Here is a 25,197-nt window from a genome sequence, read left to right as displayed (position 1 = left end):
CATCATTTCTGCCGCGGTTGTTGCAGCTCCGCCCCGGCAGAGATCATCCTGCCTGCCTTTTTCGCCAGCACCGCGTCGAGCAGCGTCTGCGCGGCGTTGCGCACTTCGTCCTGGATGGCGGTATCGGCATCGAGTTCTTCGTGCGAGACCGCATATTCCTTCCAATAGCCAATATAGCGATCGAGTTCGGCGAGCGGCCCTGCCGGCGTCATCTGCATGTATTTCATCCAGTCCGACAGGCTGCGCCGGACGTTTTCAACGCCCTCGACATCGCCATGGACGATGACGGAGAAGAGCCGGCCGGCCAGATGCCGCGGATAATGCCAGCCCTCCATTTCGATCTTCTTGGCAAGCGCCGCATCCTTGCCCTGCGTCAAGGTCGGGTCGGGATTGCCGCCATCGGCACAGACCAGCCGGTCCATCATCAGCTTGACCGGCGAGGAAACCTGGTACCAATTGACCGGCGAGACGATCATCACGCCGTGGGCGGCGACCCACATCGGATAAATCTCGTTCATCCAGTCCTGCGTCTGGCCGAGCGAATGATTGGGATAGCAGGAACAGGGCCAGTGACAGAGGGCCGGCGACGTCGAAAAGCACGCCTTGCAGGGATGGATATGCCGTCCATATTCGGAGGCAAGGCGATCGAGCTGCAGAACCTCGACCTCGACGGGACCCCGCCTCGCGATGACTTCGCGCGCGATCTCGACCAGCCGATAGGATTTCGACATTTCCCCCGGACAGGTGTGCTCGCTGCGGGCCGAACCGCTGATCAGCAGGATGCGCGCCGGCGCCAACGGATCATCGTGCCGTCGCTGGGCTTCCTCGACCGCGTGATGGGCGGCGATCCAGTCGGCCGAAAGCTCATAGTCCGGGTCGGCATAGCCGGGGCCGGCTTTCTTCGTTTTCGGGCTTTTACGGTGATGATCATAGGCATCCCATGCAGCCGACGCGATCTTGTCGAGTTCAGCGGTCAACGGATCAAAAGCCTTGTCCTTAAACTGGATGAGAAAGCGACGCTTGAATTCGCCCTCGTCGAGCCGCGGGCTTGGCGTCCCCTCGCGGGGCGCCGGAATGCGTCGTTCCTTGCCGTTCCCGCCGTTCATGTTCGATCCTCCGCTCCGCTCGCATGATCTTCAAACGGAGTGGTTTGCCGAATGTTCCAACGGGCGCCCGCGCACGGACGCGCCGGGCAGCGCGCTCAGCCGGACTGTGTCGCGTTCTCCGCGCCAAGTGCGGCGGAGGCCGGGCGCACCTTCAGGAAATAGACGGCGATCGCACCGGCGACGAAGGTGGCGGCGAGTATATAGGGCGCCCCGGCGAAGGTGACGGGCACCTGCGGCGCGGTGAAGACACTGAAGATGTGGGCGAAGATCAGCGGGCCGAGGATGGTGGTGAAGCTGGCAATACTGGACAGGGCGCCCTGCAGTTCACCCTGCGCCGACGGCGGCACGTTGGCCGAGGCGATGCTGCGCAGCGGCGGATCGGCGAGCGCTTCCAGGCAGGTGGTGAGGATGACGGCATAGATCATCCAGCCCTCGACCGACAGCGCATAGCCGGCGAGGCCGAGCCCGCTGAAGATCAGGCCGACGGCACCGGCCTTCCATTCGCCGATGAGCGGGAGCGCCTTGGGCAGGACGAAGGCCATGACGAGCGCGCCGCAGATGCCGAAAATGCCGAGCGACAGGCCGATCTGCCCCTCGCACCAATCGTAGCGATAGGAGGCAACGAAGGACCAGACGGCGGGATAGACGGCATGCGCCTGCCAAAGGAGAAAGAAGACGAGCAGCACCCAGCCTATGCCGGGATAGCTGCGCATCTGTTTCAGCGTGCCGAGCGGATTGGCGCGCTTCCATTCGAAGCGGCGGCGGTTATGGCTTTCCAGCGTCTCCGGCAGCAGGAACAGGGCCATCAGGAAGTTGATGAAGGATAGCGCGGCCGCACCATAGAAAGGAATGCGCGGCCCGAATTCGCCGAGCAGACCGCCGAGAACAGGGCCGAGCGCAAAACCCGTGCCGAAGGCAATGCCGATCAGGCCGAAATTCTTCGCCCGGTTGGTGTCGTCGCTGACATCGGCGATATAGGCGGCGGCCGTCGAGACACTGGCGCCGCTGATGCCGGCAAGCACCCGGCCGATGAACAGCATCCAGTAGCTCACCGCCAGGGCACAGATCAGGTTGTCGAGCGCGAAGGTCAGCACCGAGGCAAGCAGGATCGGCCGGCGACCGAAACGGTCGGACAGGTTTCCGATCAGCGGCGCAAAGAGAAACTGCATGCCGGAATAGACGAGCAGCAGCCAGCCGCCGTCAACCGCCGCCTCGCTGATCGTATCGCCGGTCAATTCCTTCAGATAGGCGGGCAGCACCGGCACGATGATGGCGATGCCCATGATATCGAGGAACAGGATGACAAAGACGAGGGACAGGCCGCGCCGCGCAGATTTGGCATCGATCATCGAACAAACCTCACCTGCACAATTCCTTAAATCGGAATCGATTTAAGGATAAAATTAGCAGCAGCTTTAAAGCGCGCCACAGCATCCTTTGCGCGTCATGTTTGACGCGCGGCACTGTAGTGGCGGGCTGCTGAAAACGAATACGGAACGCGAACGGAAACCGGCACATCGTCTTTATCGAAATTTTTTGACCGAAACAATCCGTGAACATTTCAATGTTCGTGATGGGTGGTGCCGGAACATTGATGCGTGCCGCAAACGTTCCTTTAGCCCTCTTGAGATACGAAGGCCCGGAGCGGTGCCGGCATGATGGCGGCATGAATCGGCTCCAGCCGTATGATCGGCGGCGCCAGACACGTCACCTCACATAGACGACCTTGCCGCCGTTAAGGGCGGTCTGCACGCCGACGACATTTCGAAAGGAAATGCCCCGCCTTTGCAGGAGGGCACGGATATAAGGATTCGACCTGATCTCCTCCTGCGCTTTCGCCAAGGTCTGCGGCGAAGGATATCGGTAGATCGGCGACACCTGCTGGAAATCGTCCGGACCGTAATAGTCGCGGATCATGACGATCGTGATGCCGGCAGGCGCTCTCTGGGCATGGGCTGGCCCGATCGCGGTGCTTGCGGCGGCTATGACGAATGCGGCGAAAAGCGCCAACAGCAGGGCCTTTTTCACTGTCTTCTCCTTTCCATACGTGGACGAGCGAACGGCCGACGTCCGCCGGTGCGATTGCCACAGGCTGGCGTAAATGCAGTCTGACGATCAGCGCGCGTAAACGATCTTGCCGCCGCTTGCAGCGGTCTGAACGGCAACGACGTTGTGCGGCTGGATATTCCGGCGCTCCAGTGCCTCCCTGAGAATGGGATTGGATGCGATTTCATTCTGCGCGCGGGCAATGGTTTCGGCAGAGGGATAGCGATAGATCGAGGGAATACGATCTTCGTCACCATGATAGCTTGGCCGCATGACGATAACGAGCAATCCGGGCTCCAGGGGGCGGCCGAAAAGAATGGTGCCCAGCGATTCGGCGGCGGCGGGAGGCGCGACCGGCAGGGCCAAAGCGCTGACGGCAAATACAGTCAAGACGAATTTCCTCATGTCTATTCTCCTTCATGGCCCCGCTTGGCGCGCCGTTCAGAAGTTTCAAAGCGCTACAGCGTCCTTTGCGCGTCATGTTTGACGCGCGGCGCTGTAGAAGGAGATGTAGGTCGCGCCCGTTCCTTTTGCGATCAGGCGCCGTGCGCGAACACTATTTTTTGAACAGAGATCCTGCCGCCACCGCTCAGATGTCACTGTTGAACGTGTCGCAGGACGAGAGCTTGCCGCTGTCGAAGCCGCGCTTGAACCATGTCGAACGCTGGGCCGACGTGCCGTGGTTGAAGCTTTCGGGAACGACGTAGCCCTGGGTGCGCTTCTGCAGCGTGTCGTCGCCGATCTGGGTGGCGGCGTTGAGCGCCTCTTCGAGGTCGCCCTTTTCGAGGATCCCCTTCTGCTCGGTGTATTTGCCCCAGATGCCGGCGAAGCAATCCGCCTGCAGTTCGACACGGATCGACAGCTGGTTGGAGGCGGCTTCGCTCATGCGCTGGCGCTGTGCATTCACCTTCGGCAGGATGCCAAGCAGGTTCTGCACGTGATGGCCGACTTCGTGGGCGATCACATAGGCCTCGGCGAAATCGCCCGACGCGTCGAAGCGCTCAGCCAGTTCGTCGAAGAAGGCCATGTCGAGATAGACCTTCTGGTCGCCCGGGCAATAGAACGGGCCGCTGGCCGAGGAGGCCATGCCACAGGCCGAGTTGATGCCGTCGCGGAAGAGGACGAGCTTCGGCTCCTGGTAGGTTTCGCCGTTTGCCTGGAAGATGCCGTTCCAGGTGTCTTCGGTCTCGGCCAGCACAGTCGAGACGAAGGCTTTGGTTTCTTCCTGCGCAGAGCCTCGCGGTGACTGCGTTTCGGTCTGCTCGACGCCGGGCGAACCGACCTGCCCGCTCTCGATCACCTGCAAGAGGTCGATACCCATCATTCTGAGGACGAAATAGATGATGACGAGGAAGATGATCGTGCCAATGCTCATGCCGCCGCCGCGGCCGCCACTGCCGGTCGGGATGCGAAAGCCGCCGCCGCGCCCGAAAGGGTTGCCGCCCATTCCGCCGCGGGAGGGGCTCGATCCGCGAACGTCCTCGACATTGTCTGATTGGCGGCGGCCTTTCCATTCCATGGTGCGATCTCCCAGTCTCTGCTTGGCGGCCATCGAGCCTTTGTTGGAAACCATATAACGCGCGAGAGCCAATTTTGTGCAAGATCAAAACGATAAAGTTGCGGCGCCGTTTTCATGACGATGCCGTTGGCAGCGTCGGCTTTGCCGTGCCAGTATGGCGCCCATTGTTTTGGGAGGAACGATGACATGAAGGCTATGCGGCTGGAATCGATCGGCAACCTGGTCGTTCGCGAGGTAGAGCAACCCGCTCCCGGCCCGGACGATCTGCTGGTCCGCGTCGAGGCCTGCGGCATCTGCGGTACCGACCGCCACCTTTTGCACGGCGAATTTCCCTCGACGCCGCCGGTGACGCTCGGGCACGAATTCTGCGGCATCATCGAGGCGATGGGCGCGGAGGTGAAGGGCTTCCGGCTCGGCGCCCGCATTACCGGCGATCCGAACATTTGCTGCGGCCGCTGCCCGCAATGCCAGGCGGGGCGCGTCAACCTCTGCCGTAACCTGAAAGCCATCGGCATCAGCCGCGATGGCGGCTTCGCCGACTACGTCATCGTGCCGCAGAAACAGGCCTTCGAAATCCCGCTCGCCCTGCCGGCGACCCACGGCGCCTTCTGCGAACCGCTCGCCTGCTGCCTGCACGGCGTCGACCTGGCCGAGATCAAGGCGGGGGCTTCCGTCGTGGTGCTCGGCGGCGGCGTCATTGGACTATTGACGGTTCAGCTTGCCCGGCTTGCCGGCGCGACGACAGTCATTCTCTCCACCCGGCAGCAAGCGAAACGAAAGCTGGCCGAGGAACTCGGCGCTACCGCGAGCGTCGATCCCTCTGCCGGCGATGTCGTCGAGCAGATCGCTGGCGCTCGCGGCCTCGTTCCGGGCGGCGTGGACGTGGTGATCGAATGCGCCGGCGTCGCCGAAACCGTCGAGCAATCGACCCGGCTTGCCAGGGCGGGCGGCACCGTCGTCATTCTCGGCGTCATGGCGCAGGGAGACAAGGTGAGGATCGAGCCGTTCGACATCCTCTTCCGGGAGCTCAGGGTGCTCGGTTCCTTCATCAACCCCTTTACTCACCGCCGCGCCGCCGACCTCGTGGCCGCAGGCACCATCAATGTAGAAAAGCTGATATCGCGAAAGATCACGCTGGATGAAGCCCCGGCGGTGATCGGCAGCCCGCCGGCGGCGGGCGAAGTGAAGGTGCTGGTGGTGACGGGTGGCGCGTGAACGCGACCGAGTGCATTCTCCGGTTTACTGCCGTTGCATGATATAAGACTACGCGGCGCGGCTGCGCGTGCGGTGAACTCATGGCTAAAGGGGAGCAACATGACGGCATATGGTGTGGGTCGGTTTCGCCCGAAACCTGGTCAGCATGAGGAGTTCGAAACTCTCTTCCGCAACCTCCCCCGCGATTTCGAGGGATTGCGAAAATTCTCGCTGATCAAAACCGCTGACAGCGCCTATGGTCAGTGAATGGGACAGTTTTGATCATTTGGTCGCCGCACGGCCGAAAATGATCAGCAATCTCGATGTCTTTCGCCATATGCTGGAAGATCTCGGCGAGGGCCGAGGTGTGACCGATGCTGTTTCGGGAGAGGCGGTTATCGAGCTGTTATTTGCGCGCTAGTCTTGGAAAACCAATGCGAATTTGAGCATTGCCGATCTGATGGTCTGGATCGCACGGTGGTGCCGGGAAAAATACAGCACCCTCGCTGCCGCTACCCCAGTCAGAAAAGATCGGCGTTTCGAAGCCACACGCTGCCCCATGCACTCGAATTGGTGTAGACTGCCCGGATGAGTGAGGCCCATTCTTTATTCGCGGTGCTGCGCCAATCGGCAAAGCCGGACATTGTTGACGCCATCGAGCGGCTCGTCCGTGACGCGCCGGACCGCAAACTCGGCCGCTTGAACGCGCTGGCGTTTGCCGCAAGCGAAGGGCTCGACGAGGAGCAGACGATCAACGCGTTCCTGCATGCGTCGCGGGTCGGCCTGTTCGAGATGTCGTGGAACGTCCTTTGTCCGGGATGCGGTGGCGTACTCGATGCCAATACTTCGCTGAAGACCGTGCAGAACGACGAATATACCTGTGCGCTCTGTGCTGCCGGCTACGAGCCGACGCTCGACGAAATGGTCGAGGTGACCTTCACGGTCAATCCGCGCGTGCGCCACATCGAAGCTCATAATCCCCACGAGTTGCCGCCACTCGAGTATTTCCGCCAGATCTACTGGGGCTCGGGCATCGACATGCCCGAGGACGATTACGAGGCAAAGGTCGACGAGTTCATTCTCGAGGCGCTCGAACTGCCGTCGGGAGAAAAGGCGGTCATATCACTGCAGTTGCCGGAAGGCTTCGTCATGGTCTTCGAACCGGTGACGCATGCAGCACAATTCCTCGACGTGAAGGGCGAGCCGACAAAGGAACGAACGAGCCTTTCACTCGTCTTCGACCGCGGTTTCCAGCACCGCGAGACGCTGGAGCTGCGGCCCGGGCCCGTGCGCATCATGGTGGAAAATCACACCGAGGTTCGCACCCTGCCGTCCGTGTGCCTGGCAAACGATGCGCTGCACGATCTGCTCGGTCGCCGGCGCCCGTTTTTGACTGCGAAACGCCTGCTCACCAACCAGACATTCCGCGACATCTACCGCACCGACACGATCGACGTGGACCAGCGGCTGAAGATCACCAGCCTCACCTTCCTCTTCACCGACTTGCGCGGCTCGACAGAACTCTATGAGCGCGTCGGCGACCTCGCGGCCTTCGATCTGGTGAAGACGCATTTCAGCATCTTGCACGAGATTGTCAGCGCCGAGGCCGGTGCGGTCGTAAAGACGATCGGCGACGCCGTGATGGCCACCTTTCCGACGCCCGACCGGGCGGTCGCGGCAGCCATGCGCATGCGCGACGCGATGCGAAAGCTCAATGAGGAGCGCGGCGGCGAGGACCTGCTTCTGAAAATCGGCATCCATGAAGGGCCATGCATCGCGGTAAGCCTCAACGAGCGGCAGGATTATTTCGGCCAGACGGTGAACATTGCCTCGCGCGTGCAGCACCTCGCCACATCCCGCGAGATTTTCGCCACCGGCTCCGTTCTTGACGATCCACGTGCCTTCCACCTCCTGGCGCAGCACGGCGTGACACCGACATCGCACAATGTCGCGCTGCGCGGCATCACCGACCAGATCAACATTTTTACGATTCCGTGAGAGACCGAGGTAATCGGCCAGAGCATTTGACAGATTTCCGGCTCTCATGTGCCGTAAGCCGGTCTCGAAAACGCTGAAAACTCAGTTGTTGCCCAGGAGCATGTTGAACGTTTTCAGATCGACATTGCCACCGCTCAACAAGACGCCGACGCGCTTGCCGGCACAGGCGATGGCTCCGTGCATGACGGCCGCTGCGGCCAGACAGCCGGTCGGCTCGACAATGATCTTCATGCGCTCGGCAAGGAACCGCATGGTGTCGACCAGTTGCGCATCGGTAACCGTCACGATCTCGTCAACCGTGCCTTTCAGGATGGCAAAGTTGCGGACACCGATGTGGGTGACTATCGCACCGTCCGCGATGGATTTCGGTGCCGGAATATGAACGATCTCGCCTTTCCGCAAGGATTGCTGCCCGTCATTGCCAGCCTCTGGCTCGACGCCGACGATCGCGCAGTTGGGTGACAACGCGGCGGCGCTCAGTGCGCTGCCGGCAAGCAAGCCGCCGCCGCCCAGGGGCACGACGAGCATATCGATCTCTCCGACCTCCTCGATCAGTTCCAGCGCGGCGGTGCCCTGTCCGGCAATGACCTCCGGATGGTCATAAGGTGGAATGAGCGTAGCGCCCCGCTCCACAGCAAGGCGGCGGCTTATTTCCTCGCGATCTTCCGTGTACCGGTCATAAAAGATCACCTCGGCGCCATAACCCTTGGTCGCCGCCACTTTGATGTCCGGCGCGTCCAGCGGCATCACGATCGTCGCAGAAACGCCCTGGAGCCTTGCGGCATAGGCGAGTGCCTGAGCATGATTGCCGGACGAATATGCGACGACGCCCTTTTGCCGTGCCGATGCGTCCAAGGCAGCGATGGCGTTGTAAGCACCACGGAATTTGAAGGCGCCGGCCCGCTGCATATTTTCTGCTTTAAAGAACAGAGTAGCCTTCGCTATCCCATCCGCTGTTCGCGATGTCAGCACGGGCGTGCGGTGCGCGGCGCCGGAAATGCGCGTCTGCGCGATCCGGACATCGTCGAATGTGGGGATGCTCAACGAAATGGGCGCCGAGGGATTGGTCATGCAAGCCTCCTCCAGTTCATCGATACTATCGAGCTGAGGAGGAGCAGCGCAAGGAGAACAGGACCGCGCCGGGCCGGACGGCTACCCGACCTCCGGTTATCCGCCAGACTGGGAGTTTTCCGGCACAGATGAGGCCTGCGTAACATGACCGACAGACAGCAAGCCGTTCGCCTCAATCGCGCCTGCCACTTTTCCTGTCCATTGACGCATTTTCGGGGTTCCGCTTGCCCGCACATTTCCCTATAAGCCGCTTCTAGCCTGAAAAGACCAAGCATGCGCGCCCCGGCCGGTGATATCCCACCCTGGCCGGTTTTTCGCGCAAGCTGAAAAGCGGATAGAGACCATGCCAAAGCGCCAAGACATCAAATCGATCCTCATCATCGGCGCGGGTCCGATCGTCATTGGGCAGGCATGCGAATTCGACTATTCCGGAACGCAGGCCTGCAAGGCGCTCAAGGAAGAGGGATACCGGGTCATCCTGGTCAACTCCAACCCGGCGACGATCATGACCGATCCGAACCTGGCCGATGCGACCTATGTCGAGCCGATCACGCCTGAAGTCGTCGCCAAGATCATCGCCAAGGAACGGCCGGACGCGCTGCTCCCGACGATGGGCGGCCAGACGGCGCTGAACACCGCCCTTTCCCTGAAGCGCATGGGCGTGCTCGACCGCTACAATGTCGAGATGATCGGTGCCAAGCCGGCCGCCATCGACATGGCCGAGGACCGGGCGCTGTTTCGCGAGGCGATGAAGCGCATCGGGCTCGAAACCCCGAAGTCGATGCTTGCCAATGCGACCGAGATCAAGGATCACGATCGCAAGGTTCACGAGGCCGAGCGCGCCCAGGTAAAGGCGCAGCTTACCGGCGCCGAACTCGACAAGGCGCTGGACGAACTCGAAAATCACTGGAACCTCGGCGAGACCGACCGCAAGCAGCGCTATATGAGCCATGCGATGGCGGTGGCTGCGCAGGCGCTCGACGAGATCGGCCTGCCGACGATCATCCGCCCCTCCTTCACCATGGGCGGCACCGGCGGCGGCATCGCCTACAACCGCTCGGAATTCTTCGAGATCATCAATTCCGGCCTCGACGCCTCGCCGACCACCGAGGTTCTGATCGAGGAATCGGTGCTCGGCTGGAAGGAATACGAGATGGAAGTGGTCCGCGACACGGCGGACAACTGCATCATCATCTGCTCGATCGAGAACATCGATCCGATGGGCGTCCATACCGGCGATTCGATCACGGTTGCGCCGGCGTTGACCTTGACCGACAAGGAATATCAGATCATGCGCAACGCCTCGATCGCGGTGCTGCGCGAGATCGGCGTCGAAACTGGCGGCTCGAATGTGCAGTTCGCCGTCAATCCCGAGAACGGCCGCCTCGTCGTCATCGAGATGAACCCGCGCGTGTCGCGCTCGTCGGCGCTTGCCTCGAAGGCGACCGGCTTTCCGATCGCCAAGGTCGCTGCCAAGCTCGCTGTCGGCTATACGCTCGACGAACTCGACAACGACATTACCGGCGGCGCGACGCCCGCTTCCTTCGAACCGTCGATCGACTACGTCGTCACGAAGATCCCGCGCTTTGCCTTTGAAAAATTCCCGGGCGCCGGCACGACGCTGACGACGGCGATGAAGTCGGTCGGCGAGGTCATGGCGATCGGCCGCACCTTTGCCGAATCGCTGCAGAAGGCGCTGCGTGGCCTGGAAACGGGCTTGACCGGCCTCGACGAGATCGAGATCCCCGGCCTCGAGGAGGACAATGGCGACAACCACAACGCCATCCGGGCCGCGATCGGCACGCCGACACCGGACCGCCTGCGCATGGTTGCCCAGGCCCTGCGCATGGGCATGAGCGAGGCCGATGTGCATGACGGCTCCAAGATCGATCCATGGTTCATCGCCCAATTCAAGGCGATCGTCGACATGGAAGCCCGTGTCCGCGAGCACGGCCTGCCGCAAGATGCCGAAAACCTGCGCATGCTCAAGGCCATGGGCTTTTCCGACGCGCGGCTGGCGACGCTTTCGGCCAAGCGGCCGAAGGAAGTCGCCGAACTGCGCAACCGGCTGAACGTGCGCCCGGTGTACAAGCGCATCGACACCTGTGCTGCCGAATTCGCCTCGCCGACCGCCTATATGTATTCGACCTACGAGACGCCCTTCAACGGTGCGGCCCGCTCCGAAGCGCAGATTTCCGACCGCAAGAAGGTGGTCATCCTCGGCGGCGGTCCGAACCGCATCGGCCAGGGCATCGAGTTCGACTATTGCTGCTGCCATGCCGCCTTTGCGCTGAAGGATGCCGGCTATGAGGCGATCATGGTCAACTGCAACCCGGAAACGGTCTCGACCGACTACGACACTTCCGACCGGCTCTATTTCGAGCCGCTGACGGCCGAAGACGTGATCGAGATCATGCGCGCCGAGCAGGAAAACGGCACACTGGTCGGCGTCATCGTCCAGTTCGGCGGCCAGACGCCGCTGAAGCTCGCAGAAGCGCTGGAAAAGAACGGCATCCCGATCCTCGGCACCGCACCCGACATGATCGATCTTGCCGAAGACCGCGACCGGTTCCAGAAGCTCCTGCAGAAGCTCGACCTCAACCAACCGAACAACGGTATCGCCTATTCGGTCGAACAGGCGCGCCTCGTGGCTTCGGAAATCGGCTTCCCGCTGGTCGTGCGTCCTTCCTATGTTCTTGGTGGCCGCGCCATGCAGATCATCCATTCGGAATCGATGCTGCAGACCTACCTGCTCGACACCGTGCCGGGCCTGGTGCCCGAAGACATCAAGCAGCGTTACCCGAACGACAAGACCGGCCAGATCAACACACTGCTCGGCAAGAACCCGCTTCTGTTCGACAGCTATCTGAACAATGCGGTCGAGGTGGACGTCGATGCGCTCTCAGACGGCGAGACGGTCTTCGTCTCCGGCATCATGGAGCATATCGAGGAAGCCGGCATCCACTCGGGCGACAGTGCCTGCTCGCTGCCGGTCTACACGCTGTCCGACGAGATTGTCGACGAACTGGAACGCCAGACCAAGGCGATGGCGAAGGCGCTGAACGTCGGCGGCCTGATGAACGTGCAATACGCCATCAAGGACGGCACGATCTACGTTCTCGAAGTCAACCCGCGCGCCTCGCGCACCGTGCCGTTCGTGGCAAAGACCATCGGCGCACCGATCGCCAAGATCGCCGCCCGGATCATGGCCGGCGAAAAGCTCGACGAGGCGATCGCCGCCTATGGCAAGAAGCCGGACCCGCGCAACCTGAAGCATATCGCCGTCAAGGAAGCCGTCTTCCCGTTTGCCCGCTTCCCCGGCGTCGACATCCTGCTCGGGCCGGAAATGCGCTCGACCGGCGAAGTCATTGGCCTCGATACCGACTTCGCGCTCGCCTTTGCCAAGGCACAGCTCGGCGCCGGCGTCGACCTGCCGCGCGAAGGGACGGTGTTCGTCTCGGTACGCGACGAGGACAAGCAGCGCGTCCTGCCGGCCATCCGCATCCTGACGGAAATCGGCTTCAAGGTCATGGCGACCGGCGGCACCGCCCGCTTCCTTGGCAAAAACGGCATCACCGCCACCAAGATCAACAAGGTGCAGGAAGGCCGCCCGCACATCGAGGACGCCATCCGCAACCGCCAGGTCCACCTCGTCATCAACACGACAGACGGCAACAAGGCGATCTCGGATTCAAAATCGCTGCGCCGCGCAACGCTGATGCAGAAGGTGCCCTATTACACCACCATGGCCGGCGCGGAAGCCGCGGCCCGTGCGATCAAGGCACTGAAGGCCGGAAGCCTCGAGGTGCGGACGCTGCAGAGCTATTTCCAGGATTGATGGTTTGAGCGGCGCCTGCGGGCGCCGCTTCTCCGCGCTTCATGACCTGGCTTGCCTGCGCGCCAGGCTGCCCGTCCTCAATCCAAAGAACACCGACACCGCCGCGATCGCACATCCGGTGACGAAAACGACGAACATCGCCTGGCGGATCGTTTCGCCCGATGCAGTTTCGCCAAAACCCATGACATTGGCGATGAGGCCGAAAAACGCGGCGCCGATGGCGTAACCGGCCGATTGCAACGTCGGCAGCATCGCCGAGGTCCTGTCGCGTTCGGAATCGGTGGACACATCCATCATCAACTGGCTGATCGTGCCCCATGAAGTGCCGAACCCGGCACCGATCATCACTTGTCCCGGCAGGACCAACCAGAGCGCGCCCGAGCCGATCGCGGCCATGACCGCCGCCAGACCGGCGAGAAGCAGAACCGGCCCCGCCAGCATGATCCGGTTGCGCAGCGCAAGAGATGGCAGGCTGGCGACGACAATCGCGGTGAGGCTCCAGGAGATCGCCATGACGGCGCTCAAGGCGCCGGCCGCGGTCGGTCCGAGCTGCCACAGATGCTGCAGGCTGTAGACGAGGAAGACCGTGCCGGCGGCCTGGGCAAGCGGCATCAGCAGGACGACCCAAAGACCCGTTCCCACTGCTTTGTCCGCGGTGAATGCGGCCTTGGGCAGCACCCGGTTCGCCGAGCGGCGGTCGAGATAGACGACGGCCGTGAGCACGACCATGGCACCGGAAAGCAGCAAAGCCATCGGCGCCGTGCTGCCAACCGCGCCGGAAAGCGAGATCATCAGGATGCCGAAACCTGCCGAAGCCAATCGTGCGAACGGGATGGAAGGTGCCTTCTGTAGACCCGAGACACCGTGCGGAACGATGCACAGCACCAAAAGAATGAAGAGGGCAGCCACCGGAATGCTGACGAAAAAGGCGGCGCGCCAGGAGAGATGCTCCGTCAGGCCACCGGCGACCAGCGGTCCGGAGAATGCGGCCAGCGCCCAGACAATCGCTTCGGCGCCGAACACTTTCGGCACGAGGCGCGGCGGAAAGAGCTCGGGGATGAGCGCATAGCAGAGTGCTGCGACAATGCCCTCGCCCGCCCCTTGCAGCAGGCGGCCGGCAAGAACCTGCGTCATGTCCGTGGCGAATGTTGCAGATACGGTGCCGGCTATGAAGATGATTGCGGACACAAGAAGCGTGTTTCGCGCTCCGAACCGCTGCTTCAGATTGGCGGCCACCATGCCGCCGATGATGGCGAAGACGAGATAGAGAGTGAAGGCCCAGGACAGGAGAGCGGCGCCACCAAGATCTTCGACAGCTGTCGGCAACGCCGTCGAGATGAAGAATTCGTTGAACGCAAAGAGCGCCACGCCGAGGCACAGCGTGATCGTCGACGCCAGATGGCGCGGTCGCAGAAGTTCGGCCCATCCGGCCGACAATTCAACAGGTCGGGCAGCCATCTGTTCTTCGATGCAGGGAATATTGTCGGTCGTCATGCTTCCGTCTCCAGCAAAGAAGCGTGACTGTTACAACCTCAAGTGCAGTTGAGGTAAAGTCCTATTTTAGCGAGCGCATCAGTTTTTCCGATCGCAGGCGCCCCGATCAATATCCGCCGATGATCGGCAGGATCTCGCCGGTGATGTAGCTCGAACATTGCGGCGAGGCGAGGAAGACGTAGGCTGGGGCGATTTCTTCCGGTTGGGCCGGGCGTTTCATCGGCGTGTCGGAACCGAATGTGGACACGTCCTCCGCCTGCTTGTCGGACGGATTGAGCGGCGTCCAGACCGGGCCGGGCGCGACGGCGTTGACGCGGATGCCCTTTTCGACGAGCTGTCCGGACAGCGCCCGGGTGAAGGCATGGATGCCACCCTTGGTCATCGAATAGTCCAGGAGCTGCTTGCTGCCTTCGAGGCCGGTGACCGAGCCGGTGTTGATGATGGCGCTGCCTTCCTTCATGTGCGGCACGGCGGCCTGCGCCATGAAGAAATAGCCGTAGAGATTGGTTTTCAGCGTTTCATCGAAATGTTCTTCCGTAAGATCGAGCACATCGGCGGTATGGACCTGGAAGGCGGCGTTGTTGACCAGCACGTCGAGCTTTCCGAAAGCCTCGACCACGGCGGCCACGGCCTTGTGGCAAAAGGTCCGGTCCTTGACATCGCCGGGAATGGCCATGCCCTTGCGGCCCTCGGCTTCGATCGCCTTCACGGTGTCTTCCGCATCGCGGCCCTCGGCAAGATGGAGGATTGCCACGTCGGCGCCCTCGCGGGCAAAGAGCACGGCGACCGCGGGGCCGATACCGCTGTCGCCGCCGGTAATCATCGCCACCTTGCCCTCGAGTTTGCCGGAGCCCTTGTAAAACGGCGCATCGTACAAGGGAGCGGGATCGAGCTTGTATTCTGCACCGGGTTTCAGCTGATGCTGCTTCGGAAACGGCGGCACCGGATAGAGCCGCGCGCCAGCCTGCATCGCCTTTGGTTTTGTGGACTTCTGCTGCTTGCCCTTGGCGTCGGCCCTGGCGACCTGTTTTTGAATATCGCGCTGTTTTTCCGCGGTGCGGCCAGCTTGGCTTGCCTGTGCAGCCATGGTCTTTCTCCTTTGTCTCACGGTAACTGCGTCGGCTTGATCGTGCCGACGGACACCACGCCCTCGACAACGCCGCGCGGCCCGTCGGCCGCAATCCCCTGCTGCTCAGACATTTCAACTACCGTATAGAGTCGCTCGTTGCGGAATGCGCTGGCATCGCGGGTGGAGTTGCCTTCGGCCGGCGATGCATCGATTTCGGTAAAATCGAGTTCCGCCTGCGCGGCGACGACCCGGGCATCCGCGGCCGAGAAGGCGCGAACGACCACCTCACCCTGATAGTCGGCATTACCCCAGTTCGGATCACTGGCAGCAGCGACGGGAACCAGCCGATAGAGCTTCAACCTGTCCTGCGGGCGATCTTGCATGATCTCACCTCATTCATGGCGCAATATCCCTGCGCCGCTGCTCCTCGCTTTCCGCAGCCGTGGCGCGCGATAACGCCGCTTTCACGATCGACTGCATCTCGTCATCGGCGATCTGCTGCATCGCAAAGCCGTCATCAGGCTCGATGCCAGGATCCTCCTCGTGATCGGATACGGTTTCGCTGTCTTCCGCGAGACGCTCGAGAAACGCGCGCCCCTCGCCGCTTGCGGCGATGAACGCCGAAAGCGCGATGAAGAGCTTTCGGTGCGCGTTGAGCCTGCCTTCAAGATGGTCCAGTGATGAGTGCGGCATGATCTGATCCTTGTCTTGCAGAACCAACGATCATACCTCGAGATTGTTCCCCTCGTTGCGGTTTCGCCGTAAGACGCGCCCTTCCGGACTTGCACCCTCCTCCGAATAATCTGGCTTTTGCACTCCGCTTTCTGCTATAAGCGTTGTTCAAATGTTTCTGACGGTTCCGGAGTTAACGCTCCGGTGACCGTTTTCTTTTGTGCCGAGCCCGCCTTTTGCGGGCTCAGTGCGGACTATGAAGGACAATGAAATGGTCGATAAAGTGCCGATGACTCAGAGCGGATTCGTCAAGCTGCAGGAAGAGTTGCGCTGGCGTCAGCAGGAGGAGCGCCCGCGGATCATCGAAGCCATTTCCGAAGCGCGCGCCCATGGCGACCTTTCGGAAAATGCGGAGTATCACGCTGCCAAGGAAGCCCAGAGCCACAATGAAGGCCGCATCGGCGAGCTCGAGGATTTCGTGGCACGTGCCGAGGTGATCGACCTGTCGAAGATGTCCGGCTCGAAGATCAAGTTCGGCGCCACCGTGAAACTGGTCGACGAGGACACCGAAGAGAACAAGACCTACCAGATCGTTGGCGACCAGGAAGCCGACGTGAAGCAGGGCCGCATCTCAATTTCCTCGCCGATCGCCCGCGCGCTGATCGGCAAGGAAGTCGGCGATTCGATCGAGGTCGTCGCCCCCGGCGGCTCGAAGGCCTACGAAATCCTCGCGATCAACTGGGGCTGATCCCCGGCATATTGCACTGAAAGCCCGGACGGCCCCCAAAGCTGCCCCCGGGCTTTTTCTGTTACACGAACAGGGGGCAAACAAGCGTGGAAGACATCAGCGACGTCGAGATCATCGCGCCGAACTTCAAGCGCCGCCTTTCCGGCGTCACCTCCACCATCATCCAGCTTGTTCCGGTGCAACGTGCGCTCGGCCAGAAGGTCGCGACCTTGGGCCCCGGCTTGCCCGCTAGTTTGCCCCATATCGGCTATTCCGCATTGCTTCGACTGTGGGGGCGTCCGAAAAACCGGGCGCTGCGGCTCTGGCACGCACGGCGCAATGTCGAGATGCTGCCGGCGATCGTTCTTCGGGACATCCTGCGGATGAAGCTCAGAATCGTCTTCACCTCCGCCTCGCAGCGCAAGCATTCCGGCTGGAGCAAGTTCCTGATCCGCCGGATGGACGCCGTGATCGCCACCAGCAACCGCACTGCCGCCTATCTGGAAGTGCCGAGCACGACGATCATGCACGGCATCGACACGCAGCGATTCTATCCCGCCGATGACAAGATGGCCGCGAAGGCAGCACTAGGCCTTGCCCCCGACAAGAAGATCGCCGGCTGTTTCGGCCGGGTGCGTCATCAGAAGGGCACGGACCTTTTCGTCGATACGATGATCGAACTTCTGCCGATGCGACCGAACTGGATCGCAATCGTCGCCGGCCGTGCGACGGCGGCGCATGTTTCGTTCGAAAACGAACTGAAGGACAGGGTCAAGCAAGCGGGCCTTTTTGATCGCATCCTCTTCGTCGGCGAGCATACCAACATCCCGGACTGGTACCGGGCGCTCGACCTGTTCGTCGCGCCGCAACGCTGGGAGGGTTTCGGGCTGACACCGCTGGAGGCGATGGCGACAAAGGTGCCGGTCGTGGCGACCGATGTCGGCGCATTTTCGGAACTGCTGGTGACCGGCGAGGATGAAACCGGCATCCTCGTTGCGGCAAATTCGCTCGGCGACATGACACAGGCTGCCGCTGCGTTCATGGACGACCCGGAGCGCGCAAAGCTGGCGGGCGAACGTGGGCTCGCTCGTGCGACCGACAGTTTCAGCATTCAGGGCGAGGCATCGCGGATCGGGGCGGTCTACGAGAAACTTTTATCTGATACGGCGGCTGGTTAAGCGCCTGAAACCTATCGGTGCGTTGCGGCCGTCATCCGCCCTGTCGGGCACCTCTCCCCGTAGAGGAGAAGGGACAAGCGGTAAACTCCGGGCAAATCCCCTCTCTCCGTTTACGGGGGCTGCCAGCCGACAATACGTGCAATCCGTTCAACCGAAAAAGCCTTCTAAATCTAAGGCTTGCGCTTGAACAGTTCGAGATAGGCGTTGGCGACCGCCTCCTCGGAAAACTGCCCCATCAGGGTCTCGTGACCGCCCAGGGCGACGTGATCGGCAAGGTGCCTGTCGTTGATCAGCCGTTCGATCGCCCTGCTGAACCCCTCCGTATCGCCGATATCGACGAGCAGGCCGTTTTCGCCGTCGCGCATGAACCAGGTCGGCCCTTCGGACCGGCTGGAGACCACCGGCTTCTGCTGTGCCCAGGCTTCGAGAATGACGTTGCCGAGCGGTTCGTGACTTGACGGCATGACGAAGACATCGGCGGCCGCCACGTAAGGGCGCGTGTCCTTCTGCCAGCCGAGGAACCGCACGCGATCGGCAACGCCGAGATCGGCGGCGAGCTTGCGGACGTTCTCCATCTCCTCGCCGTCGCCGGCAAGCCAGAGATAGACGCCTGGCAATTTTGCAACGGCCGCGGTCAGCAGCGCAAAACCCTTGCGCGGCACGAAGCGGCCCATCGACATGACGACCGGCGCATTTTCCGGCGTATCGACGCTTTTGCGGTCGATCGGCGTGACACGCTCGGTGCTGGTGAAATTGGATATCACCTCGACGCCGCGCTTCCAGCCGAGACGGCGCACATGCTCGCCGATGCCCGGCGTGTTGCAGACGAGCACGTCGGTGTTCTTGAAGTAGCCGAGATTGGTCGGGTAGTCGCCGAGCCGCGAGATCTTGATGCAGCCCTTGTAGTTCGGCATCAGGCGGCTTGCCCGTGTCGCCCAGGAAAACAGCGCATCCGGCTTTTCGCGGCGCGCCAGGTGCTTGACCTTCAATGGCAGCAGGATGCGATCCGGCGACAGGTTGCGGAAATTGCTTTCGATCAGCCGGGCATGGGGCTCGACGTCCTTGCGCCACAGGCGGTTCGGACGGATGACGGCAGTCTGCTCGACGCCGCGGCGGGCAAGCGCATTGACGAGGTGGACGAAGAAGCGCTCGGCGCCGCCGTCCTTGCCGAAGTGATAGTGCATAACCTTCATGCCGTCCTCATTTGCCGCGCCGCGCGCGCTCCATATCGTCGAAATTCGGCCTGCGCTTGAGGGCGTGCCGCTGATAGATCTTTGCCGCCGTCAGAAAGGCATAGACGCCGCCGGTTGCCGCCTCGATAAAGCCCGGAAGGCCACAGCGCCAGAGGCCATTGCGGAAATAGAGCCGGAGGAAATAGAGCGGCGGGCTGAAGATCACCTTGTAGGGGCGCGGCGGCTTGCCGGCCGCAAACTGCTGGTCCGCCTTCAGCGTCGAATATTTGTTTTCCTTGAGGATCTGCTCGTCGAGGATCAGCGGCCGGTAGTGCAAGAGGCTGCCCGTCGCCGCCGCCTCGACCTTGCCGTCCGGCACGATGCCTTCATGCACCTTTTGCGCAAGGTCGTAAGCCCCCCCACCCTTGCGGATCAGCCGCAGGTTCTTGCGTTCGCGCACCTTGTCCGGCGTATAGCCGTAGCCGATCAGATAGGGCCGGCGGGCGACGCGCCAGCCGACGGTTTCAGCCGGCGCCGCAATCAGTGACGGCAGCAGCGCCTGCAGCGGTTCATCCAGCCGCTCATCCGCATCGATATTCAGGCACCAGGGCTCGCTGCACTGTTCCAGCGCGAACTGCTTCTGGCCGGCATAGCCGCGCCAGGGTTCGAACAGGAAACGGATCGGCCAGCCCTTGTCGATATAGGACTGCACCAGCGCCGCCGTGCCGTCGGTCGAGCCGGAATCGACGATGACGATTTCCGCGCAGCTCTCCAGGCTCTCGATGCAATTGCCGAGATAGGCTTCCTCGTCCAGGCAGATGATGAAAGCGGAAACCGGGAGCTTCGATGGCATGGAGCAGTGCCCTTCAGGCCGCGCGGGCGAAATGGGAGGTCTTGCGGTTATTGCTCAGCATGACGTAGCCGCGGTTCTTCAGATTGGAAATGAGCGCCGCGATGGCATCCTCGCCGACGATATGCGGATGCAACTCGACGATGATGTCGGCAACGTTCTTCAGGTCGACACCGAGCAGCTGGATTTCGGCGCCCTCGACGTCCATGATCAATGCCGAGGGATCATGCTTTGCGAGAACATCCGAAAGCGCCTCGCTTTCAACAACGATCTGCTTGTCGTCACGCTTGCGGTCGTAGAGGCTGGAGGAGATGATGTTGTCACTCTTGAAGAAGGCAATCGGCGCACCGTCGACGGTGACAGCGCGCATGGTGAGGTTCGGCGTCAGACCGTTCAGCGCAAAATTTCTTTTGATCGTCGGCTCCAACTCCGGATTGGCCTCGTAGCAGAAAACGTTGCGTTCGCCGCAGATGCGGGCGGCAACCAGGCTGACGAAGCCGATGCCGGTGCCGATTTCAAGCGTGCGCATGCCAGGCTTGAGGATCCTGCCGATCAGGTCGCGTTCGGTGTCTTCGTAGATCTCGCGAAAAATCAGTTCCCGGACGTTCTCGGGGATACGGCCGGCGGTCGTGTCGATCGTGACACCGCCCAGCCGGACGGTGCGAACGTTGAACATGTACCGGAAGCTCTTGCGCAGCGATCGCAGCAGTCGTTTCAAAACACCTGATCCTATCGTGATAACCGGAGACACCGGCGCGGAAGCGACCTAGATCTCGATGAGGGCAACATCCTTGACCTGCCGGATGGTCAGCATCGTGCGCACGGTATCCACGTTCTCCGTGGCCGTAAGCTCCTCAATAACGAAATCCTGAAAGGCTGCAAGGTTTTCGGCCACGCATTGCAGGAGAAAGTCGGATTCGCCCGAGACCATCCAGGCTTCGCGCACGAGCGGCCAATTTGCCGTCTGCTTGGCAAAGGCCTTGAGATTGGCATCCGACTGGTGCTGGAGACCGACCATGCAGAATGCAACCAGGTCATAGCCGAGCGCCGGTGCGTTCAGCAGCGCGCGATAGCCGCGGATGATGCCCGCCTCCTCCAGCTTGCGCACGCGCCTGAGACAGGGCGGCGCCGATATGCCGACCCGCTCGGCCAGCTCGACATTGGTCATCCGGCCGTCGTTCTGAAGCTCACGCAGAATCTTCATATCGATTGCATCAAGGTCGACGCGCATCACCATGGTTGAGCTTCCCGTTTTTCCTGTCGATCCAGCGTTTGCAGACCGTATTTGTTATTGCCCGCGATACTTCAAAAGCCGCGCCGGGCTGCCAACATAAATTCCGTAGGGTTCCGTCTTGCCTTTAACGACGGCGTTCGCGCCGATGACACAGCCTTTGGCAATATGGGAGCCGCCCAGGATCTTCGCACCGGCACCGATCCAGACATCATCCTCGATCACGATCGGCTTGGCGACGACGCCCTGCATCGTAATGGCTTTGGAAACGTCGTCATAACGGTGATCGAACGAAACAACGACGACATGGGCGGCGATGCGGACATCATTGCCGATCCTTATGCCGCCCAGACCGTAAAGGATGCTGTAGGGATTGATCGACACGTTCGAACCGATCTCGATCGTGCCTTTCTGCACGTCGATGAGGCCGCCTCGATGAATCTTGAACCGGTCGCCGATCACAACTCGCCCCCGGTAGGCATCGATGAACGCGCCCCGCCGGATCTGCGATTTACGGCCGAGGCGCAGATAGCCCGGCAAAAGAAGTCCGCGAAGAAGGCAAAAATAGTGGGAAATCGATCCGATCCGCATGGGTCCTCAAGTCCCCAACTGCTCGCCGGCAGACCAGATCGAGCGCATGAAGCCGTGCTCGATCAATTGCTCCGGCGACGAATATTTCAGCGTGTCTTCATAGACGAAATCGAGTTCGCCGCTGGCGGCAACCGTGTCGAGGATGCGCTGATACTCGCGCGCACCGCCGAAATACTGCTTGTCTTCCACCGCCTGACGGGTCTTCTCGTGATAGTCGGCAAAGAACTTGAAATGCAAGAGTACGCCGGAGATGGGCGAAAAGTTGCGGTCGAAGGGCAGCGGCTGATGGATGCTGACGCCGAAGCTGCAATCGTCATCCCAGTACATCAGCGGATATTTCATCATCTCGGCTTCGGCCGCAAACTTGCGCCGCCGCGGACCGCCGGCAAGGCTGAGGAAGCGCTTGGTCTTCTCGATGACGTAGCCACTGCCGTCGATGCAATCGGCAATCTCCCAGGGCATGGCCTCCGTCGAACCGTCGAAGGCAAAGGCGCCGACCTCGCCCCCCGGGTACATGTCGATCATCGGCGCTGCGAACCGGCGCACGCCGAGGCTTTCGAGATGGGCGATCAGTTGCGGCAGCGGCCGTTCGAAACAACGATCGTAGACGAGGTACTCATCGGCGTCGATGTTGAGATACCAGCGGTTCTTGCCATAGCGAGCAAACAAGGCTTCGCGCCACAGCTTGCCGCGCCGTGCCTCGCGATAGCGCACACCGGAGGTCCAGACGTCGACATCGGGCTGCGTGCAAAGAAATTCGCGCGTGCCATCCGTCGATTGATCATCGACGCAGATGAAGCGGGTCACCCCGAGCCGGCGATAATGCGCTAGCAGCGACCGCATGAATTTGAGGTCATCATGCGCCAGGAAAAGCAGCGGAACATCCGCACCCCGCAACGGCCGGAAGGTTGGGGGCGACAAAAGCGACAACGTCACTGCTTCGGTCTTGCTCTTGCGGCGGGAAGAAACGCGGCGGCTGTCGAGCCAGGTGCGGAACCGGTGAAACAGCGTGCGGCCGTAGTCGAAATCGCCGGGATTGCGAAACGGATATGGGGATTGCCGCTTGTTCACTGCCACGTCTGTCCGATCGGCGATTGTCACAAGTTTTGTCGGTAACACGTATTAGGATGAAAAAACGAGAGCGTCTTTGCGCGCCATGCACAAAAACCTCGCCAAACCGGGGCAATTGCGCAACACATCTGTGCGTATCAACGAGGCCGCCCTTGAAACAAGGCCGCGGGAATCCCTAGACTAGGGGACAATTTCTCACCATATGACGAAGCCGGACGATGTTATACCGTTCTGGCGATCGAAGGACCCGGCTCATGACTGCCCGACATACCAAAGTTCTCATCATCGGCTCCGGCCCGGCTGGCTACACCGCCGCGATCTATTCGGCGCGCGCAATGCTCAATCCGGTGCTCATCGCCGGCATGGAACAGGGCGGCCAGTTGATGATCACCACCGATGTCGAGAACTATCCGGGTTATGCCGATCCGGTCCAGGGTCCCTGGATGATGGAGCAGATGCTCAAACAGGCCCAACACGTCGGCGCAGAGATCGTCAGTGATCTCGTCACCAGCGTCGATATCTCGGTGCGGCCGTTCAAGCTCACGACCGACAGCGGCACCGACTGGACGGCCGATGTTCTGATCATCGCTACCGGCGCCAAGGCCAAATGGCTCGGCATCGAGAGCGAGGCGACCTTCCAGGGTTTTGGCGTCTCGGCCTGCGCCACCTGCGACGGCTTCTTCTACCGCAACAAGGACGTGATCGTCGTCGGCGGCGGCAACTCGGCCGTCGAGGAAGCGCTCTATCTGTCGAACCTTGCCAAGACCGTGACGATCATTCACCGCCGCGACAGCTTCCGCTCGGAAAAAATCCTGCAGGAGCGGCTGTTCGCCAAGGAAAACATCAAGGTGATCTGGGATCACGAGGTTGTCGAATATCTCGGCAGCCCGGCCAAGCCACCGATGCCGGCCTCTGTCAACGGCGTCAAGCTGCGCAACACCCGCACCGGCGAGGTAAGCGAAATGCCGATCGACGGCGTTTTCGTCGCCATCGGCCATGCGCCGGCGGTCGAGCTTTTCAAGGACAAGCTGCGCCTGAAGCCCAACGGCTATCTGTGGACGGCCGCCGATTCGACCGCCACGGATGTGCCTGGCGTCTACGCGGCCGGCGACGTCACCGACGACATCTATCGCCAGGCGGTCACGGCCGCCGGAATGGGCTGCATGGCTGCGCTCGAAGCGGAAAAATACCTGGCGGGCCATATGCCCGTCGCAATTGCGGCCGAATAGAAGCCGCGAACAATTGGAGCGGGAATCCTCGCTCCTGAGTGGGAACAGACAATCAGCTCTCTGGCGGGAAACAACGAGGCCGTTTTCCGCCACGAGCCGTTATGGGAGGCTTTATGCCGCTAGACTGGGACAAACTGCGCATTTTCCATGCGGCGGCAGAAGCGGGATCGTTCACCCATGCGGCCGACAAACTGCACCTCTCGCAATCGGCCATCAGCCGCCAGGTGAGTTCGCTCGAGCAGGATGTCGGCATAAAGCTGTTCCATCGCCATGCCCGTGGCCTGATCCTCACCGAACAGGGTGAAATTCTCTATCGTACCGCCCACGAAGTGCTGATGAAGCTCGAAAGCGTCAGGGTCCAGCTGACCGAGACCACCGACAAGCCGAGCGGCAAGCTGCGCATCACGACAACCGTTGGTCTCGGCCAGGGCTGGTTGACCGACAAGGTCCAGGAATTCCTGGCGCTCTATCCGGAAATGCAGGTTCAGCTGATCCTCGACAACGAGGAACTGGACGTCAACATGCGCCACGCCGACTGCGCCATCCGGCTGCGCCAGCCGCAGCAATCAGACCTCATCCAGCGCAAGCTCTTCACCGTGCACATGCATCTTTATGCTGCGCCGTCCTACATCAACAAACACGGCGAGCCGCAGTCGATCGAGGATCTGGACAACCACCGCATCATCACCTTCGGCGAGCCGGCGCCCAACTATCTGCTCGACGTCAACTGGCTGGAGATTGCCGGGCGCGACCAGGACAATCCCCGCCCCTCGCATCTGCAGATCAATAGCCAGACCTCGATCAAGCGCGCCTGCCTGCTCGGCATCGGCATCGCCATGATGCCGGACTATATCGTCGGTCGCGACCCCGGCCTCATTCAACTGCCGATCGGCGCCGCCATTCCGTCCTTCGACACCTATTTCTGCTATCCGGACGAGATGAAGAACGCCGCGAAGTTGAAAGTCTTCCGCGATTTCATCGTCGCAAAAGCGCGCAACTGGAATTTCTGACGCTGCCTTCGCAGGTGCACAAAAAACACTCTCTACGTTCCCGCTAGACAAACTGCTGATTTAACTGATTTTTTCCAAAAGACTTCACAACCTCAGGTGAATAAGCGAATTAAATCGCTTGAAAAATGCGC

25 protein-coding genes are annotated in these 25,197 nt (G+C 61.4%); 9 read left to right on the top strand and 16 right to left on the bottom strand.

Features of this window, described 5'->3' with window-relative positions; all coding sequences use genetic code 11:
* Positions 1 to 2: 2 nt before the first annotated feature.
* The 5 genes from ACSQ2Z_RS08045 to ypfJ all read right to left on the bottom strand — a co-directional run bounded on the left by ACSQ2Z_RS08045 (position 3) and on the right by ypfJ (position 4,671).
* Entirely contained in the window at positions 3 to 1,106 is a 1,104-nt protein-coding gene (locus ACSQ2Z_RS08045; protein WP_436080713.1) for a flavodoxin family protein, read from the bottom strand.
* Between the two features lie 95 nt (positions 1,107 to 1,201).
* Positions 1,202 to 2,455 (bottom strand): TCR/Tet family MFS transporter, encoded by a 1,254-nt coding sequence (locus ACSQ2Z_RS08040; protein ID WP_436080712.1) that lies wholly within the window; start codon positions 2,453 to 2,455, stop codon positions 1,202 to 1,204.
* A gap of 358 nt (positions 2,456 to 2,813) precedes the next feature.
* Positions 2,814 to 3,134 (bottom strand): hypothetical protein, encoded by a 321-nt coding sequence (locus ACSQ2Z_RS08035; RefSeq protein ID WP_436080711.1) that lies wholly within the window; start codon positions 3,132 to 3,134, stop codon positions 2,814 to 2,816.
* An 87-nt stretch (positions 3,135 to 3,221) separates the two neighbouring features.
* The gene (locus ACSQ2Z_RS08030; RefSeq protein WP_436080710.1) at positions 3,222 to 3,557 is read right to left on the bottom strand and encodes a hypothetical protein; all 336 of its coding nucleotides are present in this window, start codon (positions 3,555 to 3,557) and stop codon (positions 3,222 to 3,224) included.
* Positions 3,558 to 3,741: 184 nt separating this feature from the next.
* The gene (gene ypfJ, locus ACSQ2Z_RS08025) at positions 3,742 to 4,671 is read right to left on the bottom strand and encodes a KPN_02809 family neutral zinc metallopeptidase (protein WP_436080709.1); all 930 of its coding nucleotides are present in this window, start codon (positions 4,669 to 4,671) and stop codon (positions 3,742 to 3,744) included.
* A gap of 186 nt (positions 4,672 to 4,857) precedes the next feature.
* On the opposite strand from ypfJ, the gene ACSQ2Z_RS08020 reads away from it, so the two are divergent.
* The 4 genes from ACSQ2Z_RS08020 (at position 4,858) to ACSQ2Z_RS08005 (ending at position 7,863) form a co-directional block, all read left to right on the top strand.
* A complete protein-coding gene (locus tag ACSQ2Z_RS08020; protein WP_436080708.1) occupies positions 4,858 to 5,886 on the top strand; it encodes a zinc-dependent alcohol dehydrogenase family protein in 1,029 nt (342 codons plus the stop codon).
* A gap of 99 nt (positions 5,887 to 5,985) precedes the next feature.
* Positions 5,986 to 6,132: a hypothetical protein gene (locus ACSQ2Z_RS08015; RefSeq protein ID WP_436080707.1), complete on the top strand. Its 147-nt coding sequence runs from the start codon at positions 5,986 to 5,988 to the stop codon at positions 6,130 to 6,132.
* On the top strand, positions 6,122 to 6,286 hold the full coding sequence (locus tag ACSQ2Z_RS08010; protein ID WP_436080706.1) for a hypothetical protein: 165 nt from the start codon (positions 6,122 to 6,124) through the stop codon (positions 6,284 to 6,286). The genes ACSQ2Z_RS08015 and ACSQ2Z_RS08010 overlap by 11 nt, the downstream gene beginning before the upstream one ends.
* A 167-nt stretch (positions 6,287 to 6,453) precedes the next feature.
* Entirely contained in the window at positions 6,454 to 7,863 is a 1,410-nt protein-coding gene (locus ACSQ2Z_RS08005; protein ID WP_436080705.1) for an adenylate/guanylate cyclase domain-containing protein, read from the top strand.
* Positions 7,864 to 7,944: 81 nt separating this feature from the next.
* Here the strand turns inward: ACSQ2Z_RS08005 and ACSQ2Z_RS08000 are convergent, their stop codons facing one another.
* On the bottom strand, positions 7,945 to 8,934 hold the full coding sequence (locus ACSQ2Z_RS08000; protein ID WP_436080704.1) for a threo-3-hydroxy-L-aspartate ammonia-lyase: 990 nt from the start codon (positions 8,932 to 8,934) through the stop codon (positions 7,945 to 7,947).
* A 343-nt stretch (positions 8,935 to 9,277) separates the two neighbouring features.
* On the opposite strand from ACSQ2Z_RS08000, the gene carB reads away from it, so the two are divergent.
* Positions 9,278 to 12,772 (top strand): carbamoyl-phosphate synthase large subunit, encoded by a 3,495-nt coding sequence (carB, locus tag ACSQ2Z_RS07995; protein WP_436080703.1) that lies wholly within the window; start codon positions 9,278 to 9,280, stop codon positions 12,770 to 12,772.
* Between the two features lie 39 nt (positions 12,773 to 12,811).
* Here carB and ACSQ2Z_RS07990 read toward each other — a convergent pair whose 3' ends face one another.
* The 4 genes from ACSQ2Z_RS07990 to ACSQ2Z_RS07975 form a co-directional block, all read right to left on the bottom strand.
* Complete coding sequence (locus ACSQ2Z_RS07990; RefSeq protein ID WP_436080702.1) at positions 12,812 to 14,266, bottom strand: MFS transporter; 1,455 nt, start codon at positions 14,264 to 14,266, stop codon at positions 12,812 to 12,814.
* 106 nt (positions 14,267 to 14,372) lie between these two features.
* On the bottom strand, positions 14,373 to 15,353 hold the full coding sequence (locus ACSQ2Z_RS07985; protein ID WP_436080701.1) for an SDR family oxidoreductase: 981 nt from the start codon (positions 15,351 to 15,353) through the stop codon (positions 14,373 to 14,375).
* 17 nt (positions 15,354 to 15,370) lie between these two features.
* On the bottom strand, positions 15,371 to 15,718 hold the full coding sequence (locus tag ACSQ2Z_RS07980) for a hypothetical protein (protein WP_436080700.1): 348 nt from the start codon (positions 15,716 to 15,718) through the stop codon (positions 15,371 to 15,373).
* Positions 15,719 to 15,731: 13 nt separating this feature from the next.
* Entirely contained in the window at positions 15,732 to 16,028 is a 297-nt protein-coding gene (locus ACSQ2Z_RS07975) for a hypothetical protein (protein WP_436080699.1), read from the bottom strand.
* Positions 16,029 to 16,278: 250 nt separating this feature from the next.
* Between ACSQ2Z_RS07975 and greA the strand changes: the two genes are divergently transcribed.
* Both greA and ACSQ2Z_RS07965 read left to right on the top strand, forming a co-directional pair.
* Entirely contained in the window at positions 16,279 to 16,755 is a 477-nt protein-coding gene (greA, locus tag ACSQ2Z_RS07970) for a transcription elongation factor GreA (RefSeq protein ID WP_037127414.1), read from the top strand.
* An 86-nt stretch (positions 16,756 to 16,841) separates the two neighbouring features.
* Entirely contained in the window at positions 16,842 to 17,912 is a 1,071-nt protein-coding gene (locus ACSQ2Z_RS07965; RefSeq protein WP_436080698.1) for a glycosyltransferase family 4 protein, read from the top strand.
* Between the two features lie 170 nt (positions 17,913 to 18,082).
* Here the strand turns inward: ACSQ2Z_RS07965 and ACSQ2Z_RS07960 are convergent, their stop codons facing one another.
* From ACSQ2Z_RS07960 to ACSQ2Z_RS07935, 6 genes are read right to left on the bottom strand one after another with little or no spacing between them, the layout of a single operon-like run.
* The gene (locus ACSQ2Z_RS07960) at positions 18,083 to 19,105 is read right to left on the bottom strand and encodes a glycosyltransferase (protein ID WP_436080697.1); all 1,023 of its coding nucleotides are present in this window, start codon (positions 19,103 to 19,105) and stop codon (positions 18,083 to 18,085) included.
* 7 nt (positions 19,106 to 19,112) lie between these two features.
* The gene (locus ACSQ2Z_RS07955) at positions 19,113 to 19,937 is read right to left on the bottom strand and encodes a glycosyltransferase family 2 protein (RefSeq protein WP_436080696.1); all 825 of its coding nucleotides are present in this window, start codon (positions 19,935 to 19,937) and stop codon (positions 19,113 to 19,115) included.
* A 13-nt stretch (positions 19,938 to 19,950) separates the two neighbouring features.
* On the bottom strand, positions 19,951 to 20,652 hold the full coding sequence (locus tag ACSQ2Z_RS07950; RefSeq protein WP_436080695.1) for an FkbM family methyltransferase: 702 nt from the start codon (positions 20,650 to 20,652) through the stop codon (positions 19,951 to 19,953).
* A gap of 48 nt (positions 20,653 to 20,700) precedes the next feature.
* A complete protein-coding gene (locus tag ACSQ2Z_RS07945; protein ID WP_436080694.1) occupies positions 20,701 to 21,171 on the bottom strand; it encodes an Lrp/AsnC family transcriptional regulator in 471 nt (156 codons plus the stop codon).
* A gap of 51 nt (positions 21,172 to 21,222) precedes the next feature.
* Entirely contained in the window at positions 21,223 to 21,756 is a 534-nt protein-coding gene (locus tag ACSQ2Z_RS07940; RefSeq protein WP_436080693.1) for an acyltransferase, read from the bottom strand.
* A 6-nt stretch (positions 21,757 to 21,762) separates the two neighbouring features.
* Entirely contained in the window at positions 21,763 to 22,764 is a 1,002-nt protein-coding gene (locus tag ACSQ2Z_RS07935) for a glycosyltransferase family 2 protein (protein ID WP_436083020.1), read from the bottom strand.
* A gap of 317 nt (positions 22,765 to 23,081) precedes the next feature.
* Here ACSQ2Z_RS07935 and trxB point away from each other — a divergent pair, with 317 nt between their 5' ends.
* Positions 23,082 to 24,056, top strand: a complete 975-nt coding sequence (gene trxB / locus ACSQ2Z_RS07930; RefSeq protein ID WP_436080692.1) for a thioredoxin-disulfide reductase — start codon at positions 23,082 to 23,084, stop codon at positions 24,054 to 24,056.
* A gap of 113 nt (positions 24,057 to 24,169) precedes the next feature.
* On the top strand, positions 24,170 to 25,066 hold the full coding sequence (locus ACSQ2Z_RS07925) for a LysR family transcriptional regulator VtlR (protein ID WP_436080691.1): 897 nt from the start codon (positions 24,170 to 24,172) through the stop codon (positions 25,064 to 25,066).
* Positions 25,067 to 25,197: the final 131 nt, after the last annotated feature.

Origin of the sequence: Pararhizobium sp. LjRoot235 (assembly GCF_964254145.1) — a bacterium.
Lineage (GTDB): Bacteria > Pseudomonadota > Alphaproteobacteria > Rhizobiales > Rhizobiaceae > Pararhizobium.
This window is presented reverse-complemented; position numbering and strand designations above follow the sequence as displayed.

Bases quoted from the DNA above. Each gene is read 5' to 3' on its own strand.
- ACSQ2Z_RS08045 (WP_436080713.1), bottom strand. From the start codon at position 1,106: ATGAACGGCGGGAACGGCAAGGAACGACGCATTCCGGCGCCCCGCGAG.
- ACSQ2Z_RS08040 (WP_436080712.1), bottom strand. From the start codon at position 2,455: ATGATCGATGCCAAATCTGCGCGGCGCGGCCTGTCCCTCGTCTTTGTC.
- ACSQ2Z_RS08030 (WP_436080710.1), bottom strand. From the start codon at position 3,557: ATGAGGAAATTCGTCTTGACTGTATTTGCCGTCAGCGCTTTGGCCCTG.
- ypfJ (WP_436080709.1), bottom strand. From the start codon at position 4,671: ATGGAATGGAAAGGCCGCCGCCAATCAGACAATGTCGAGGACGTTCGC.
- ACSQ2Z_RS08020 (WP_436080708.1), top strand. From the start codon at position 4,858: ATGAAGGCTATGCGGCTGGAATCGATCGGCAACCTGGTCGTTCGCGAG.
- ACSQ2Z_RS08015 (WP_436080707.1), top strand. From the start codon at position 5,986: ATGACGGCATATGGTGTGGGTCGGTTTCGCCCGAAACCTGGTCAGCAT.
- ACSQ2Z_RS08010 (WP_436080706.1), top strand. From the start codon at position 6,122: ATGGTCAGTGAATGGGACAGTTTTGATCATTTGGTCGCCGCACGGCCG.
- ACSQ2Z_RS08005 (WP_436080705.1), top strand. From the start codon at position 6,454: ATGAGTGAGGCCCATTCTTTATTCGCGGTGCTGCGCCAATCGGCAAAG.
- ACSQ2Z_RS08000 (WP_436080704.1), bottom strand. From the start codon at position 8,934: ATGACCAATCCCTCGGCGCCCATTTCGTTGAGCATCCCCACATTCGAC.
- carB (WP_436080703.1), top strand. From the start codon at position 9,278: ATGCCAAAGCGCCAAGACATCAAATCGATCCTCATCATCGGCGCGGGT.
- ACSQ2Z_RS07990 (WP_436080702.1), bottom strand. From the start codon at position 14,266: ATGACGACCGACAATATTCCCTGCATCGAAGAACAGATGGCTGCCCGA.
- ACSQ2Z_RS07985 (WP_436080701.1), bottom strand. From the start codon at position 15,353: ATGGCTGCACAGGCAAGCCAAGCTGGCCGCACCGCGGAAAAACAGCGC.
- ACSQ2Z_RS07980 (WP_436080700.1), bottom strand. From the start codon at position 15,718: ATGCAAGATCGCCCGCAGGACAGGTTGAAGCTCTATCGGCTGGTTCCC.
- ACSQ2Z_RS07975 (WP_436080699.1), bottom strand. From the start codon at position 16,028: ATGCCGCACTCATCACTGGACCATCTTGAAGGCAGGCTCAACGCGCAC.
- greA (WP_037127414.1), top strand. From the start codon at position 16,279: ATGGTCGATAAAGTGCCGATGACTCAGAGCGGATTCGTCAAGCTGCAG.
- ACSQ2Z_RS07960 (WP_436080697.1), bottom strand. From the start codon at position 19,105: ATGAAGGTTATGCACTATCACTTCGGCAAGGACGGCGGCGCCGAGCGC.
- ACSQ2Z_RS07955 (WP_436080696.1), bottom strand. From the start codon at position 19,937: ATGCCATCGAAGCTCCCGGTTTCCGCTTTCATCATCTGCCTGGACGAG.
- ACSQ2Z_RS07945 (WP_436080694.1), bottom strand. From the start codon at position 21,171: ATGGTGATGCGCGTCGACCTTGATGCAATCGATATGAAGATTCTGCGT.
- ACSQ2Z_RS07940 (WP_436080693.1), bottom strand. From the start codon at position 21,756: ATGCGGATCGGATCGATTTCCCACTATTTTTGCCTTCTTCGCGGACTT.
- trxB (WP_436080692.1), top strand. From the start codon at position 23,082: ATGACTGCCCGACATACCAAAGTTCTCATCATCGGCTCCGGCCCGGCT.
- ACSQ2Z_RS07925 (WP_436080691.1), top strand. From the start codon at position 24,170: ATGCCGCTAGACTGGGACAAACTGCGCATTTTCCATGCGGCGGCAGAA.